This is a genomic window from Gemmatimonadota bacterium, assembly GCA_041390105.1.
Taxonomy (GTDB): Bacteria; Gemmatimonadota; Gemmatimonadetes; order Longimicrobiales; family Gaopeijiaceae; genus JAGQIF01.
Genome location: JAWKQO010000001.1, coordinates 2110034 through 2124447, shown reverse-complemented (window position 1 = coordinate 2124447; position 14414 = coordinate 2110034). Strand labels below are relative to the sequence as shown.

The window sequence follows — 14414 nt, the reverse complement described above, 5'->3', positions numbered from 1 at the left end:
CTTCACGCACGCAGGCAAGCGTGCCCCGACGCGGGCTGGTGTTCTGTGCCCTGGTCCTGGCACTCCCCTCCGCGTCGCGCGCCCAGGCGCCCACCCGCGTCGACAACATCCGCTTCAGCACGTCAGAGGGCACCTGGGTCTCTCTGGACGTGAGCCCAGACGGGAGCACGCTGGTCTTCGAGCTTCTGGGTGACCTCTACACCCTGCCTGTGGACGGTGGACGGGCTCGCCCTCTGCTCACAGGGCGGGCGTTTCAGTCCCAGCCGCGCTTCTCCCCGGACGGATCCAGGCTCGTGTACATCAGCGACGAGACGGGTTCGGACAACGTCTGGGTAGCTGCGGCGGACGGGTCGTCCGCACGCGCGGTGACCCGGCTTCCCCGTTCGGGAATGCTCTCTCCCGCGTGGTCCGCCGATGGACGAGCCGTCTTCGTCACCGTCTCCGATGCCTACGGCACGCGCACCGCCGAGCTCTGGCGCTACGACGTGACCAGCGGCGAGGGCACCCGCCTGGTGGAGAACACGAACGGGCCGGCGGCTCAACTCGTCTCGGCTCCGGCACCGGGACCCTACGGCCCCTGGCCCACTCGTGACGGGGCGAGCCTCTGGTTCACGTCCGTGACGCCGCGCGCGTACGGGAGCCGGAACGGAGCCTTCAGCACACTCATGCGTGTGCCCGCGGCCGGTGGGGCTGCCGAGCCCGTGGCCGTCGAGGGAGTTCCGGCCATGAAGCCCGTGCTCTCCCCGGACGGGACGCGTCTGGTCTACGGCACCGTGCGCGAAGGGAAGACCGGCCTCAAGGTGCGTGAGTTGGCCACCGGTGAGGAGCGCTGGTTGGCGTATCCGGTGGACCGGCACCAGCTCGAGAGCCGGGCCACGCGCGACGTGCTGCCGAACGCGGCGTTTTCTCCAGACGGACGCTGGCTGTACGCCGCGTTCGCTGGCGCGCTGCACCGGTTGGGCGTGGAAGATGGATCCGACCGCGTGATTCCGTTTACGGTCGACGTCTCACTGGACGTGACGCCGACCGTGCGTTTCGCTCAGCGGTTGGAGGCAGGGCCGGTCGAGGCTCGTCGCGTACAACACGTGGCGCTAGACCGCGAGGGAGGCGTGGCGTTCTCTGCGCTCGGACGCATCTGGATCGCCGACGAGAACGGCCGTGCACCTCGCCGCCTCACGGCCACGCCCCGCGCCCGCGAGTTCATGCCGGCCTGGTCTCCCGATGGGCGCTGGATGGCGTACGTGACCTGGGACGAGGAAGGGGGCGCGCTCTGGAAGGCCCGGGCGGACGGGCGGGGACAGCCGGTGCGCCTCACCACCGAACCGGGCTTCTGGGCGGACCCTGCGTGGACTCCGGACGGGCGGACGGTGGTGGCCCTGAGCGCACCGCTTTCGGCAACCCTGTCGGCCCCACCCGGCGCGCTGCCTGCGGATGCCAAGGTGGTGGCGGTCCCCGCTTCCGGGGGCGCCGCGAGAGTGGTGGCGCCCGCAGTGGGCGGCCGACACCCCCACTTCGTGACCGCCGGGCCTCCTGCCGACCCCACTCGCGTATGGCTCTCCGCGCCGATGGGACTGATCTCGATGGGGCTCGGTGACGGGGACGTTCGCGTGGAGGCCCGCCTCCCCCAGGCGGCCGCGCGCGGCGCCGAGCTGCGCATGAGCCCTGCGGGCGACGCGGTTGCGGTGAAGACGGGCCTGCGTCTCCTGCGCATCGAGCTGGACGAGGAGTCGCAGGCACCGCGCGCGCTGGATCCGGCCGGAGGAGCGGTCGTGACCGACGGAGAGGGTGGCGATTGGGCGTGGGGACCGGGCGGTAGGTCCTTGAGTTGGGTCGAGGGCGCGCGGCTCCACCGTGTCGACCTCAGCGGTGCCGCCGGGGAGGATCCCCCTGCTGCGGATATGCCACTAGCGGTTGCCCTTCCTCGCGCCGGCGCTGAGGGAAGCATGGTGCTCCAGGGTGCCACCGTCATCACGATGCGCGACGAGCAGGTCATGTCCGACGCCGACGTGGTGGTGAGCGACGGCCGGATCGCGGCCGTGGGCCCGCGCGGTTCGATGAGCGTCCCCGCGGGCGCCGACGTGATCGATGTCTCCGGGAAGTTCATCGTCCCCGGGTTCATCGACCTGCACGCCCATTGGGGTCCGTCCGGGGAGCTACTCCAGCCCGAGTCCAGCAACGCCTTCGCCAACCTCGCGCACGGCGTGACCACGATCCGGGACCCCCAGAACACGCCGGACATCTTCGGGCTGTCCGACCTGGTCGAGGCGGACGGGGTTCCCAGTCCCAGGGTACTTTCCACCGGCCCTGGCGTGTTCAGTGCCACCGACTTCCAGTCGCTGGACGACGCGCGACGCACGCTGGCGCGCTACCGCGACGACTACGGCACGCGCTACCTCAAGTCCTACCTGATGGGGAACCGGCAGCAGCGGCAGTGGCTGGTGCAGGCGGCTGGCGAGCTCGGCCTCATGCCGACCACCGAAGGGGGCGCCGACACCAAGGAGGATCTGACCCATGTCATCGACGGGTTCAGCGGACTGGAGCATGCCCTGCCGGTGGCGCCCATCCATGACGACGTGGTGCAGCTCCTGGCCCGCAGCGGCATCACCAACACCCCCACGGTGGTGGTCGCGTTCGGGGCGGCGCTTCCGGTGTACCGGCTCCTGGCGGAAGAACGTCCTCACGAGGACGCCCGGGTCGAGCGCTGGTTCCCCGACGGTGCCCTCTACCAGCGCACATCCAGTCGGCTGCTCTGGTTCCCACCGGAGGACTACCACGACCGGGAGGTCGCTGCCGGCGCGGCCGCGGTCCTGCGGGCGGGAGGACACGTGGGGCTGGGAGGGCATGGGGAAGTGCAGGGACTCTCCAACCACTGGGAAATGCGACTGCTCGCCGGTGGTGGGATGCAACCGCACGAGATCCTCCGCGTGGCGACGCTGGAAGGCGCCCGCGCGCTGGGGCTGGAGGCCGACCTGGGAAGCATCGAGGTGGGCAAGGTGGCCGACCTGGTGGTGTTGGACGCCGATCCCTTGCATGACATCCGCGCCGCGCGCGAGATCGCCTTCGTGATGAAGAGCGGTACCCTCTATCACGGTGCCAACCTGGACCGGGTCTGGCCTGATCCTGCGCCGCTCCGCCTTCCTTGGTCGCTCCGTCGTGACGCCGCGCCCACGGTGGCCGAGGTCGACGCGTTGGTGCGCCGCACCATGGACGAGGCCCGCATCCCCGGGTTGGCCCTGGCGGTGATTCGCCGGGGCGAAGTGCTCGTATCCCGCGGATATGGGGTAGCGGAGCTCGAGAACCGGACCCCGGTGACGGACGAGACCATGTTCCAGTCCGGATCGCTGGGGAAGCAGTTCACCTCGGCGGGGATCATGGCGCTGGTCGAGGACGGGAAGATCGACCTGGACGCCTCCATTCGCCGCTACCTCCCCGAGACCCCCGAGAGCTGGGAGCCCATTCGCATCCGTCACCTGCTCACGCACTCCTCGGGCGTGCCGGACTACACCAGTGAAGGGTTCGACTACCGGAGAGACTACACGGACGAGGACCTGATCCGCATGGCGGGCGCGCTTCCCTTGGAGTTTCCCGCCGGGACCCGGTGGAACTACTCGAATACCGGCTACGTGCTGCTCGGCATCCTCATGACACGCGTCACGGGCGTGCCCTACTACGACTTCCTCCGGGAACGGATCTTCACACCCGCCGGGATGCCCACCATCCGGATCATCACCGAAGCCGAGGTGGTGCCCCATCGTGCCCACGGGTACCTGCCGGTGCAGGGCGGGTGGGAGCATGCAGCCTGGGTGGCGCCGAAGCTCAACACCACTGCCGACGGCTCCATGCTGCTCTCGCTGCGCGACATGATCGCCTGGAACGAAACCGTGCGGCGCCGCCGGATCCTACGGCCTGAGAGCTGGGACCGGATCCTCTCTCCCATGACGTTGAACAGCGGGCGCAGCTATCCGTACGGCTTCGGGTGGTTCGTGGAAGAGGCTGGAGGCCAGATCGTGCACCAGCACGGCGGCGTATGGCAGGGGTTCATCACCCAGTTCTCGCGCTACACAGGGGATGACCTGGCGCTGGTGGTGCTCTCCAACGCACGCACGCTGGCGCCGCCCGGATTGGCCACTGCGGTGGCAACGCTGTACAACCCGGTCCTGGCTCCGCCGCCGCCTGTCACCACGCCCATCGCCGATCTGGATCCCGCCGCCACGGCGTACGTGCGGTCGGTGCTCGCCAAGGTGGCAGCGGGCCAACTCGAGCTCGCCGACTTCGCCTTCGTCCGCCAGACGATCTTCCCGCGCATGAAGGCGGCGCTCACCGGGATGCTCCAGGGAGCAGGAGAGCCGACACGCATGGAGCTGCTGTCGCGACGCGAAGTGGGCGACGACGTGGAGCTGGAGTACTTCGCCTGGTACAGTGCGGAGCGCTTCCGCGTGGTCGTATCGTTGGGACCCGAGGGCGGCCTTACCGGGCTGCGCGTGTCGCCGGAGCCGGCGTCTTGACGGGCCGTGCATTTTGGGGCCTCGTGGCGTTCCTGTCGTGCAGCGCCTGTGCCGGGGCGCCCGAGTACGATCTCGTGCTCAAAGGCGGCACGGTGGTCGATGGCACCGGCGCGCCACGGTTCGTCGGCGATGTAGCCATCCGCGCTGACACCATCGCGGCCGTGGGAGCGAACCTCGCCACGGCGGCTGCCGCGCGGGTGCTGGACGTGACCGGCCTGGTGGTGGCACCCGGGTTCTGGGACAACCATGCCCACCTGGTCACGTTGGAGGAGCATCCGGCGGCGGAGAACTTCATCCGCCAGGGAATCACCACCATCCTGTCGCCGCTCCACAGCCAGGATCAGCCCTTCCCGCTGGACACGTACGCCGCCCGAGTGCAGATGGCGCCCAACGTCGGCCTCTTCGCGGGCCACACGTGGATCCGCAAGCGGGTCATGGGACTCGCGGACCGCGCGCCTTCCTCCCGAGAGTTGGAGTGGATGCGGGCACTGGTGGATTCGTCCATGCAGCAGGGGGCGCTCGGGCTGTCTACGGGACTCGAGTATGTGCCTGCCGCCTACGCCGATGCGGACGAGATCGTGGCGCTCGCCGAAGTCGCCGCACCGTTCGGCGGTGTGTATGTCACCCACATGCGTGACGAGGGCGCCGGCGTGATGGAGTCGGTGCGGCAGACACTCGACGTGGGGCGCCAGGCCGGCATCCCCGTGCAGATCAATCACCTCAAGGTGACCGGCGCGGCCCAGTGGGGGTGGAGCGAGCGCATCCTCGCTCTGCTGGATTCGGCCTCGCAGGCAGGCACCGAGGTGGCGTTCGACATGTACCCGTTCGCGGCGTACAGCACGTATTCCGACCTCATGTTCCCCGCCTGGGCACTGGCCGATGGGCCCGACGCTTTCGCCCGCCGCGTGGCGGATCCAGCCACCCGCGCGCGTCTGGTGCGGGAGATGCTCGACCTCTTCCCCAGGCAAACCGGCCCGGGGCCCGGGACCATCCAGTTTCGCGAGGTGACGGGACGCCCCGAGCTCACCGGCCGGACGCTCGCGGACTTCCTCGCCGATCGAGGCCGGCCTCCCACGGTCCCGGAGGCTGTGGACGCGCTCATCGAGCTGCAGCTGGAAGGAGGGTTCATCGGGATCTTCTTCGGCATGGACGAGGCGGATATCGACCGCTTCATGCGCCACCTCGGGGCCATGTTCGAGACCGACGGCGATCTGGTGGAACCCGGGGTGGGCTATCCCCACCCGCGGAGCTACGGCTCCTTGCCCCGGGTGCTGGGCCACTACGTCCGCGAGCGTGGCGTGCTCTCCCTGGAGGAGGCGGTCCACCGCATGACCGAGATGCCCGCAGCGTGGCTCGCACAGGAACGGCGCGGTACGTTGGCAGCGGGCAGGGCCGCGGATGTGGTGGTCTTCGACCCGGTCGCCATCGCCAATCGCTCCGAGTACACCGACCCCCACCACTATGCGGAGGGAGTCGTCCACGTTCTGGTGAACGGAGCCTTCGTTCTTGAGCAGGGGGCCATGACGGGCGCCAGGCCCGGACGATTCCTGGAGCGCGGGCGGCGGCCGCGGGCGTAGCGCTCGACGGTGGCCCGCGCCTCAGGCCCCGGCTCGCCGGGGCCCCAGGACCTACTTCACGGACGAGGAGTCCAGCATGCACCCTCTCGATCTGCGCGCCCTCGCCCGTCTGCTGTTCGTGGGAGGCGCGATCGGTCTCCCCGGCTGTGGCCCCCAGTCAGCGGAGCGACTGCCCGAATCGACGCGGCCCAATATCGTCTTCCTGTTGCTCGACGACGTGCGCTACGACGACGTGGTCGACCACCCGTTCGTCCAGCTCCCGAACCTCCAGCGCCTGGTCGCGGAGGGAGCCTCCTTCGAGCGCTTCTTCACCTCCGCGCCGCTCTGCTCGCCGAGTCGCGCCGTCTTCATGTCCGGTAAGTACCCGCTTCGGAACGGCATCATCGACAATGGCGAACGGGCCGAGCAGAGCCACCAGATGGTCACGTTCCCCAAGCTGCTGCACGACGCCGGCTACAGCACCGGGTTCTTCGGGAAGTGGCACATGGGCCACGAGGACGATTCCCCTCGACCCGGGTTCGATCGCTGGGTCAGCTTTGTGGGCCAGGGCGTCTACTTCGACGTCGAGCTCAACGTCGACGGGCAGCCGGCCGCTGGCTCGGGCTACACGACCGATCTCCTGACGGATGAGGCCGTGTCGTTCATCGAGTCCGCACCGGACGATCGGCCCTTCCTGGCGATTCTGGCGCACAAGGCCGTGCATCCGGAGATCTTCCCGGACTTCGTGCGCACCTTCCCGCCCGCTCCGGGCGACGAAGGGCTGTACGCCGGGGCCGAGCTGGCGCGCGCTCCGAGCTGGAGAGCGCCGACCGCGGGGAAACCGGCGCTCGACCGGCCGGTCGACTACAGCGACCCGCGCTCGCCCGAGGGCGGGCTCCAGGACGACATCGTCCTGGACCGGCTCCGCATGCTCAGCTCGGTGGATCGAGGTATCGGCGAGATCCTGAGCGCGCTCGAGGCCCGAGGCGTCCTGGACCAGACCATGATCGTGGTCACGAGCGATCAGGGCTTCTTCTATGGCGAGTTCGGGCTGGCCCAGGAGCGTCGCCTGGCCTACGAACCCAGCATCCACATCCCGCTCATCGTGCGCTATCCGCCGCTGGTCGGGGCCGGCGCCCAGCCGAGCGCACTGGCCAGCAACGTGGACATCGCTCCGACCCTGCTGGAGATCGGAGGCGCCGCGGTCCCGTCCGACCTGGATGGGACTTCGCTGATCGCCGCGCTCACGGATCCGGCCGCCGCGGTGCGCGACGGGCTGCTCATCGAGTACTACACCGACGAGGTCTTCCCACGGCTCCAGAACATGGGCTACAAGGCGCTCCGGACCGACCGCTACAAGTACATTCGCTATGAAGAGCTGACGGGAATGGATGAGCTCTACGACCTGGAGTCCGATCCATTCGAGCTCGACAACCTGCTGCCGGATCGGGCGCCGGCTGGGGTCGTGGAGCGGCTCACAGAGCTCCTGGAGGCCCAGCTGAATCGGTAGGCCAACGCCCTGCGCCAGCCTGAGCCGGTCGAGTGTGCCGATGAATACGAGAGCGGTCCGACACCTGCGAAGCATCGTCCCTGTCGCCGTGTTTTTCGTGATCGTGGCGCTCACCTGGGACACGGTCCGCTGGTCTCTGGCGCCCGAGGCCGGACCTCGTGAACCACTGACGGCCACCTTCATCGGCGTGCTCCTGGCGGTGCCGCTGATCGTGTTCGAGTCCTCGACGCTGGCGCAGCGGTTCCGGCGACTCCCCTTCTGGGCAGCGGTGCTCCTGAAGGCCGTGACCTATGTTCTCGCCCTGGCTCTGGTCCTCCTGGGCACGGGGTTGGTCCTCGGCCTGAGCGAAGGCCGCACGCTGGCGGAATTCGGCGAGGCCCTGCCGCAGAACCTGGCTGCGATGCTGACCGCTTTTCTGCTCTACCTGGTGATCATCTTCCTGCGGCAGCTGGACCGGCTGCTCGGGCCCGGCGTGCTCCTGCGCTACGTGACCGGTCGCTACCATCATCCGCGGCGAGAGCAACGAGTGTTCATGTTCGTCGACATCACCGGTTCCACCAAGCTCGCGCAACGTCTCTCGCTCGAGGCCTACTACGGGCTGGTCAACGACTTCTTCCACGACGTGTCCGGACCGGTGCTGAACACGCGGGGTGAGATCTACGAATACGTGGGCGATGAGGTCGTGATCACGTGGACGCACGAGCTGGGGGTCCAAGGTGCGAACTGCGTGCGGGCCTTCTTTCAGATCGAGGAGCAGATCCGCTCCAACTCCGAGCGATACCTGTCGCGGTATGGAGCCGTGCCGGACTTCAAGGCCGGACTGCATGCAGGGGAGGTGATCGCCGCAGAGATGGGCGACTTGAAGAAGGAGATCGCGTTCAACGGCGATGTGTTGAACGTGACCGCGCGAATCCAGGGCGAGTGCAATCGCCTGGGAAGGCGCTTCTTGGTGTCCCGGGCCCTGCTGGACGACCTCGAGCTCCCTGCGGGCCTGATGGCGGAGCCCATGGGGGCGGTTGCCTTGCGAGGCGTGGAAGGGCCCCTGGAGGTCGTGGCCCTTCGATAGGATCGGGCGGCGCCGCCGGGAGGCGAGCGCCGCCCGGGAAGTGGCAGGAGAGGTCGGAGAGGGTCATGATGTGGTTCCGGTGCCTTTTCCACCGGTCCCTCAACGAGGAGCATCGATGCCTCCCAGGGTCGTCAGTACGGGCCTGGTCGCCGGTTTGGTCATGAACGTGTTCGGCTGGCTCGGGAACCAGTTGTTGCTGGGACGTGAGTGGGAGGCCGCCATCGCAGGCTCCCCCTTCGCCGCGATGCGTACGCGGACGATCTGGCATGAGCTGGGCAGCCTGGCGCCGGACTTCGTGTATGGGCTTGCTCTCGCCTGGTTGTTCGTGGTGACTGCGCGCGCGTTCGGACCCTCGCGCGCCCAGGCGTATTCGGGAGCTGTCGTAGTGTGGCTGGTGGCCATCGCCACGCCCCTGCTCGGCACCGCCAACGCTCAGTTGATGCCTTGGCGCGTAACCCTCCTGACCGTTGTACTGGCACTCGTCATCATGGTGCCTTTGGCCGAACTGCTGTGGTGGCGCCTCGGGTCGACCGTGGGTCGGGCCTCGGCACCAGGTGGATGACGGGACTATTCCCACGATGTTCCCCGCCCGGCGCCCGACAGCCGGCCCCGGGGCTCCCGGCCATCTTTCGACTGAGGAGTAGCCCCTTTCCTGGAGGAATACCATGGAAGGCCAGGAAGCTCGCCAGAGGGCAACCCGCCAGGTCGAAGCGAAGCTCGGCTTCTACGTCCACGCGGTGGTGTACGTGGTGGTCAGCGCGCTTCTCGTGGTCGTCAACCTGAAGGCGTCCCCCGCAGACCTTTGGTTCCAGTGGCCGCTTCTTGGCTGGGGGGTCGGCATTCTCATGCACGGGTTGAACGTCTTCGTATTCGAAGGTCGGTCGCCGGTACGCGAGCGACTGATCGAAAGAGAGTTGAGGAAGAGCAGTGCGAGCAGGACCTGATGCCGTTCGCTTCTGCTCTCACCCTCTGACTCGGCGGCTCGTGCCTGCCGGGGTGTAGAATCGGGATAGCGCCATGGACGTGAAGACCAACAAGGACGTGGTGCGCCGATTCTACGAGGAAGTGATCAACCAGTTGAGGCTGGAACGGATCCCCGAGTTGGTGGGCGTTGAGTACACCGAGGTGATGGATGGTCGACGTCACCCCGTGGGTCTCGCAGGAGTCGAGGCGCATGCCCTCGGCGTCCGCGGGACCTATCCGGACCTGCATCTCACCATCGACCGTCAGATCGCCGAAGGCGAGTGGGTGGTCAGCTGCGTCACGGCTACGGGTACCCAGGCGGGCGAGTGGATGGGGATGGCGCCGACGGGGGAGCGGGTGACGTTCACAGGTGTCAACGTGGACCGCGTCGTCGACGGCAAACTCGTGGAGCACGGCGGAGCGGCGAACATGCTCGGTCCGCTTCTCGCCATCGGGGCGATCCGCGTTGTGGGCCCGGGAGGCCCGACGGCCTGAGACGGTCCGGAACCCGGCGCCCGCTCGAACCGGAGCCCCCCCGTTGCGAGCACCCTCTGGTGGAGACGCCGGATCCGGCGGTAGGGTAGCGGCAGAGGCGAGCCACTGGCCCGCAGCGCAGTCCTCGAGCCTTCGCCCTGGTCACCGGAGCCGGCGTGCGGCGGGCGAGTCGCCTGCGCGCGCTCGCGGGTGCGGATCCAAGGGGGGCAGAGCCGCAATGGACGACGTCTGGGCGGAAGGCGAGAGCTACGAGCCGTACGTGGGCCGCTGGAGTCGCCTGACGGCACGGGCGTTTCTCGAGTGGCTCGACCCCGCGCCAGGGTCGAAGTGGATCGACGTGGGCTGCGGAACCGGAGCGCTGAGTCATGCCATCCTGGCGCTGACTCAACCGGTGCGACTGTTGGGAGTCGATCGCTCCCCCGGGTTCGTGGCGCATGCGCGCCGCACGTCCCCAACCGGGCGGGCCCGGTTCGCGGTGGGCGACGCGCAAGCCCTCCCGGTGGGCGGCGGCCGGTTCGACGTGGCAGTGAGCGCACTGGTATTGAACTTCATGCCCCGGCCGGAGCGCATGATCGCCGAGATGATTCGCGCCGTCCGCCCCGGCGGGAGCGTGGCGCTGTATGTGTGGGACTATGCGGCGAAGATGGAGATGATCCGGTGTTTCTGGGACGCCGCCCTGGAGCTGGACCCCGCGGCAGGCGCGCTGGATGAAGCATGGCGCTTTCCGCTCTGCCAGCCCGACGCCCTCCGTGCGCTCATGGCGAACGCGGGGTTGAACCGGATCGAGTTCGAACCGATCGATGTCGCGACGGTTTTCGGTGACTTCGCGGACTACTGGTCTCCGTTTCTTCGTGGCCAGGGGCCGGCGCCGGGCTACGTGGCCTCATTGGACGAGTTGGCCCGGGAGCGATTGCGGAAGGAGCTCGAGCGCCGCCTTCCAGTAGCGACGGACGGCTCGATCGCGCTCGTTGCCCGAGCGCTGGCGGTCGGGGGGCGGACGTGACACTCGGGCCCATCGGTTTGACAACTCGTGGCGACCTGCGGTACGTGATGGGTCCATTGAAAGGGCCGCCTCCAGAGGGCGCGAACCTTTGAGGAGGTGCCGCTGTCATGCGTGAGCCCAGGAATCCAGGGTTCGAGGTGGTCGTTCGCGAGAGCTTCGCGGCGCAGCGCTTCATGGCGACCATCGGAGCGACACTCGATCGCCTCGCGCCCGGAGAGGTCGACATCCGCGTGCCCTTCCGCCCCGACTTGACTCAGCAGCATGGCTTCCTTCACGCGGGAGTCGTCTCCTCGGTGCTGGACAGTGCCTGCGGCTATGCGGCGTTGAGCTTGATGCCCGAGGGCGTGGGCGTGCTCACCGTCGAGTTCAAGACGAACCTGCTGGCCCCCGCGCGGGGCCGTGGCCTCATCGCCCGTGGTCGGGTCCTGCGGTCCGGTCGGACGATCAGCGTGTGCCAGGCTGAGGCGTCGATGCTCGACGAGGACGTGGAGACGCCGGTGGCGACCATGCTGGGGACGATCATGACGATTCGGGAACGACCGGACGTCGTGGGGTGAGGCCGAAGCGACGAAACGAGCCGATGTCGAAACGTACTCCCCCGCAGACTGTGGGCCCGGTTGAAGGCGAGGCCCTGCTGGAGACCCTGAGCGCACGCTTTGCAGCCAACCCGCACCGTCACCCGGGCATCGCCTGGGCGGACGTGCGGGCGAAGCTGGAAGCCCAGCCGGCCAGGCTATGGGCGCTCAGCGAGATGGAGCGTACGGGCGGCGAGCCGGACGTGGTGGGCCTCGACACGAACGCGGACGAGTACCTCTTCGTGGACTGCTCGAAACAGAGTCCTGAAGGCCGACGCAGTCTCTGCTATGATCGGGCGGCCCTGGACGGACGGAAGAAGCACAAGCCGGAAGGGAACGCCGTCGAGACCGCCGACGCCCTGGGTGCGACCCTGTTGGACGAGGCGGAGTACCGGCGCCTGCAGGAGCTGGGCGAGTTCGACACCACCACGTCGAGTTGGCTTCTCACGCCGCCTGCCATCCGGGCGCGCGGAGGCGCCATCTTCGGGGACTACCGCTACGGAACCGTGTTCATCTATCACAACGGGGCGGAGTCCTACTACGCCGCCCGCGGGTTCCGCTGCGTGCTACGCGTGTAGGTGCGGCGCGTCGCGGAGGGGCGGCTCAAACGGACCGAAGCGCGCTCCTACCGCCGCTCCCCCGCGAGGATCAGCACCCGGCCGCTGCGCGTTCCGTTGATGGCGCTGTAGGCAGACGTGAGCAGGAGGTCTACCACACCGTCGCCGTCGACGTCTCCAATGCCCGTGGCGTCGAAGCCGAACGTCTCCCCGGGCACCCGGCCGGTGATCGCGTAGAGCAGGTGGCCGTCCTTGCCGGAGCGGATGTAGACCTTGCCTCCCGACGGTGCCGCGGCGGCGTGCTGCCATGCTCCGATGACGACGTCGTCGAGCCCGTCCCCGTCGATGTCGCCACCCAGGTCGGCTACGCCGATTCCGAATCCGTCACCGGCGGCTTCGCCGGCCAGTGTATAGAGGCGGGCGCCGGACGCGCCGGAATGCACGTACACCCGCCCGGTCTGCGGGCCACTGGTTCCGTCCGCCCAGTCCGACGAATAGACGTCCGGAACTCCGTCGCCGTCCACGTCGCCCAGGATGGAGACGAACATGGCTCCGTTCTGGGCGCCTGAGGCTTCCGCTTCGACCACGAAGTCGGGCTTCGCGGTGAGCCCGGTGAAGACGTAGGTCCGGCCACCCTGGGTGGGCCCACCTCCCGGTGCGCCGACCAGGAACGCACGACGCGCGCCGAAGCGCCAGCCTCCGACCGCGCTCCCGAAGCCCTCCCCCGCTTCGCCTTTCCGCTCCCACAGGACGCTGCCGTCCTTCCCCGAGTAGACCCGGGCCACTCCGGCGCCCTGGAGCGCGGCCGGTGCGCTCACGATCACGTCGTCGTGCCCGTCCCCGTCGAGATCACCGACATCGGCGACTCCGCCGCCGAAGCGATCGGCGGCGTCCCCGCCGAACCGGTGCAGCACGCGCCCGTCCGCACCCGAATAGACGTAGGCCGCACCTTCTCCCGGCGCTCCCGCGACGACGTCGGGGATGCCATCCGCGTCGACGTCCCCAGCCGACTCGATGCTGGTGCCGAGTCCCGCGCCCTCGGTTCCGGTGGCCGACCAGAGCAGTCGACCGCTGCCGCTCGAGTAGACATACACGCGGCCGGCGCCTCCTGCTGCCTGGGTGGCCGACGTGGTCATGTCGTGGATGCCGTCGCCATCCACATCGCCGATGTCCCGAGCGATCCAGCCGAACACGTCTCCCTCGGCCTCTCCTCTCCAGTCCCGCAGGATGCGGACGGGTTCCACGAAGGGCGACGCGTACTCCGCTGCGGTCGGGAAGAGGCTGGCGTAGCGCGGATCCTTACGGAGTACTGCTGCCTGGGGGACCAGCCCGATCTGCGTGAGATTGAAGGCTCCTCCTTCCTTCACGTGCTGCAGTCGCTCGAAGGCGTGGTCCAGGTCGCCTTCGGCAGCGTAGGAGAGCCCGGTGAAGTAGTAGGCCTGCCAATGGGTCGCCGGTGTCTTCTCGGCTTCGGCCAGGGCCGCACGAGCCGACTCGTAGGCTCCGGCACCCAGGTGCGCTTGGCCGAGCAGCAGCCAGGCGCGCGCGTTCTGCGGTTGCTCTGCGGTCAGTCCCTGCAGGATCTCCACAGCGCCCGCATAGTCCTGGTTCTGGAGACGCTGGACGGCCTGCTGCATCGGTGGCGCCTGCGCCGCGACCGCGCTGGAGGCGAAGATCAGAGAGGGGAGCAAGAGGACGCACCGACGCAAACGCATGCCGCACCGACCGTTGGCGACGAGGAGACAAGTGGACCCGTTGGGAAAGGGCCGCGGGTGGCCGTTCCCAGCCGGGTTGTACGGTGGGTGGGGCCTGGGGTTACCGGAACGGGAGGTCGTCGGATCGGTATGCCCTTGTCATGAAACGCGAAACGCGTGGCACCAAGGGTTGGGCGACGGGCGCCGCCGCGGCGGGAGCGACCGCGATGGGAGCGATGGCGGTGGGCGCCCTGGCCATCGGGGCGCTCGCCGTTGGACGGCTCGTGATCAAGAGGCTGCGGGTCGGTCGCTCACACTTCGGTCGTCTCCAGGTCGACGAGCTCGACGTAGGCCGGTTGCGCGTCGGCGAGCTGGTGGTCGTCAGGGGTCCGCGTCGTATCCGGCTCCCGAGGAAAGCCGCCGGCAACGGACGCCAGATCCCCCGCTTTTAGCGGCGCCGCCCGGCCCACCGAGCCGGGGGGTCTCGGAG

At 68.7% G+C, this 14414-nt stretch carries 12 protein-coding genes; 11 read left to right on the top strand and 1 reads right to left on the bottom strand.

Annotated elements, in window-relative coordinates; translation table 11 throughout:
* Positions 1 to 20 precede the first annotated feature (20 nt).
* The 10 genes from R3E10_09295 (at position 21) to R3E10_09250 (ending at position 12251) form a co-directional block, all read left to right on the top strand.
* Positions 21 to 4505, top strand: coding sequence for a serine hydrolase (locus tag R3E10_09295; GenBank protein MEZ4415941.1), 4485 nt, complete (start codon positions 21 to 23; stop codon positions 4503 to 4505).
* Positions 4502 to 6082, top strand: a complete 1581-nt coding sequence (locus R3E10_09290; GenBank protein ID MEZ4415940.1) for an amidohydrolase family protein — start codon at positions 4502 to 4504, stop codon at positions 6080 to 6082. The genes R3E10_09295 and R3E10_09290 overlap by 4 nt, the downstream gene beginning before the upstream one ends.
* A 76-nt stretch (positions 6083 to 6158) precedes the next feature.
* Positions 6159 to 7571: a sulfatase-like hydrolase/transferase gene (locus R3E10_09285; protein MEZ4415939.1), complete on the top strand. Its 1413-nt coding sequence runs from the start codon at positions 6159 to 6161 to the stop codon at positions 7569 to 7571.
* 40 nt (positions 7572 to 7611) lie between these two features.
* Positions 7612 to 8637, top strand: a complete 1026-nt coding sequence (locus tag R3E10_09280) for an adenylate/guanylate cyclase domain-containing protein (protein ID MEZ4415938.1) — start codon at positions 7612 to 7614, stop codon at positions 8635 to 8637.
* 115 nt (positions 8638 to 8752) lie between these two features.
* On the top strand, positions 8753 to 9199 hold the full coding sequence (locus R3E10_09275; protein ID MEZ4415937.1) for a hypothetical protein: 447 nt from the start codon (positions 8753 to 8755) through the stop codon (positions 9197 to 9199).
* A gap of 103 nt (positions 9200 to 9302) precedes the next feature.
* A complete protein-coding gene (locus R3E10_09270) occupies positions 9303 to 9581 on the top strand; it encodes a 2TM domain-containing protein (GenBank protein MEZ4415936.1) in 279 nt (92 codons plus the stop codon).
* Between the two features lie 73 nt (positions 9582 to 9654).
* Positions 9655 to 10095 carry an ester cyclase gene (locus tag R3E10_09265; GenBank protein MEZ4415935.1) on the top strand — a complete coding sequence of 147 codons (441 nt, stop codon included), beginning with the start codon at positions 9655 to 9657 and terminating at the stop codon, positions 10093 to 10095.
* 217 nt (positions 10096 to 10312) lie between these two features.
* Positions 10313 to 11098, top strand: coding sequence for a methyltransferase domain-containing protein (locus R3E10_09260; GenBank protein MEZ4415934.1), 786 nt, complete (start codon positions 10313 to 10315; stop codon positions 11096 to 11098).
* A 107-nt stretch (positions 11099 to 11205) separates the two neighbouring features.
* Positions 11206 to 11655, top strand: a complete 450-nt coding sequence (locus R3E10_09255) for a PaaI family thioesterase (GenBank protein ID MEZ4415933.1) — start codon at positions 11206 to 11208, stop codon at positions 11653 to 11655.
* 23 nt (positions 11656 to 11678) lie between these two features.
* Positions 11679 to 12251 (top strand): DUF4256 domain-containing protein, encoded by a 573-nt coding sequence (locus R3E10_09250; protein ID MEZ4415932.1) that lies wholly within the window; start codon positions 11679 to 11681, stop codon positions 12249 to 12251.
* 47 nt (positions 12252 to 12298) lie between these two features.
* Here R3E10_09250 and R3E10_09245 read toward each other — a convergent pair whose 3' ends face one another.
* On the bottom strand, positions 12299 to 13945 hold the full coding sequence (locus tag R3E10_09245; GenBank protein MEZ4415931.1) for a tetratricopeptide repeat protein: 1647 nt from the start codon (positions 13943 to 13945) through the stop codon (positions 12299 to 12301).
* Positions 13946 to 14085: 140 nt separating this feature from the next.
* Between R3E10_09245 and R3E10_09240 the strand changes: the two genes are divergently transcribed.
* Positions 14086 to 14376, top strand: coding sequence for a hypothetical protein (locus R3E10_09240; protein MEZ4415930.1), 291 nt, complete (start codon positions 14086 to 14088; stop codon positions 14374 to 14376).
* Positions 14377 to 14414 lie beyond the last annotated feature (38 nt).

Excerpts from the sequence above, each read along its gene's own strand:
- R3E10_09245 (MEZ4415931.1), bottom strand. The coding sequence starts at position 13,945 with ATGCGTTTGCGTCGGTGCGTCCTCTTGCTCCCCTCTCTGATCTTCGCC.
- R3E10_09275 (MEZ4415937.1), top strand. The coding sequence starts at position 8,753 with ATGCCTCCCAGGGTCGTCAGTACGGGCCTGGTCGCCGGTTTGGTCATG.
- R3E10_09280 (MEZ4415938.1), top strand. The coding sequence starts at position 7,612 with ATGAATACGAGAGCGGTCCGACACCTGCGAAGCATCGTCCCTGTCGCC.
- R3E10_09250 (MEZ4415932.1), top strand. The coding sequence starts at position 11,679 with ATGTCGAAACGTACTCCCCCGCAGACTGTGGGCCCGGTTGAAGGCGAG.
- R3E10_09260 (MEZ4415934.1), top strand. The coding sequence starts at position 10,313 with ATGGACGACGTCTGGGCGGAAGGCGAGAGCTACGAGCCGTACGTGGGC.
- R3E10_09240 (MEZ4415930.1), top strand. The coding sequence starts at position 14,086 with ATGAAACGCGAAACGCGTGGCACCAAGGGTTGGGCGACGGGCGCCGCC.
- R3E10_09255 (MEZ4415933.1), top strand. The coding sequence starts at position 11,206 with ATGCGTGAGCCCAGGAATCCAGGGTTCGAGGTGGTCGTTCGCGAGAGC.
- R3E10_09285 (MEZ4415939.1), top strand. The coding sequence starts at position 6,159 with ATGCACCCTCTCGATCTGCGCGCCCTCGCCCGTCTGCTGTTCGTGGGA.
- R3E10_09270 (MEZ4415936.1), top strand. The coding sequence starts at position 9,303 with ATGGAAGGCCAGGAAGCTCGCCAGAGGGCAACCCGCCAGGTCGAAGCG.
- R3E10_09265 (MEZ4415935.1), top strand. The coding sequence starts at position 9,655 with ATGGACGTGAAGACCAACAAGGACGTGGTGCGCCGATTCTACGAGGAA.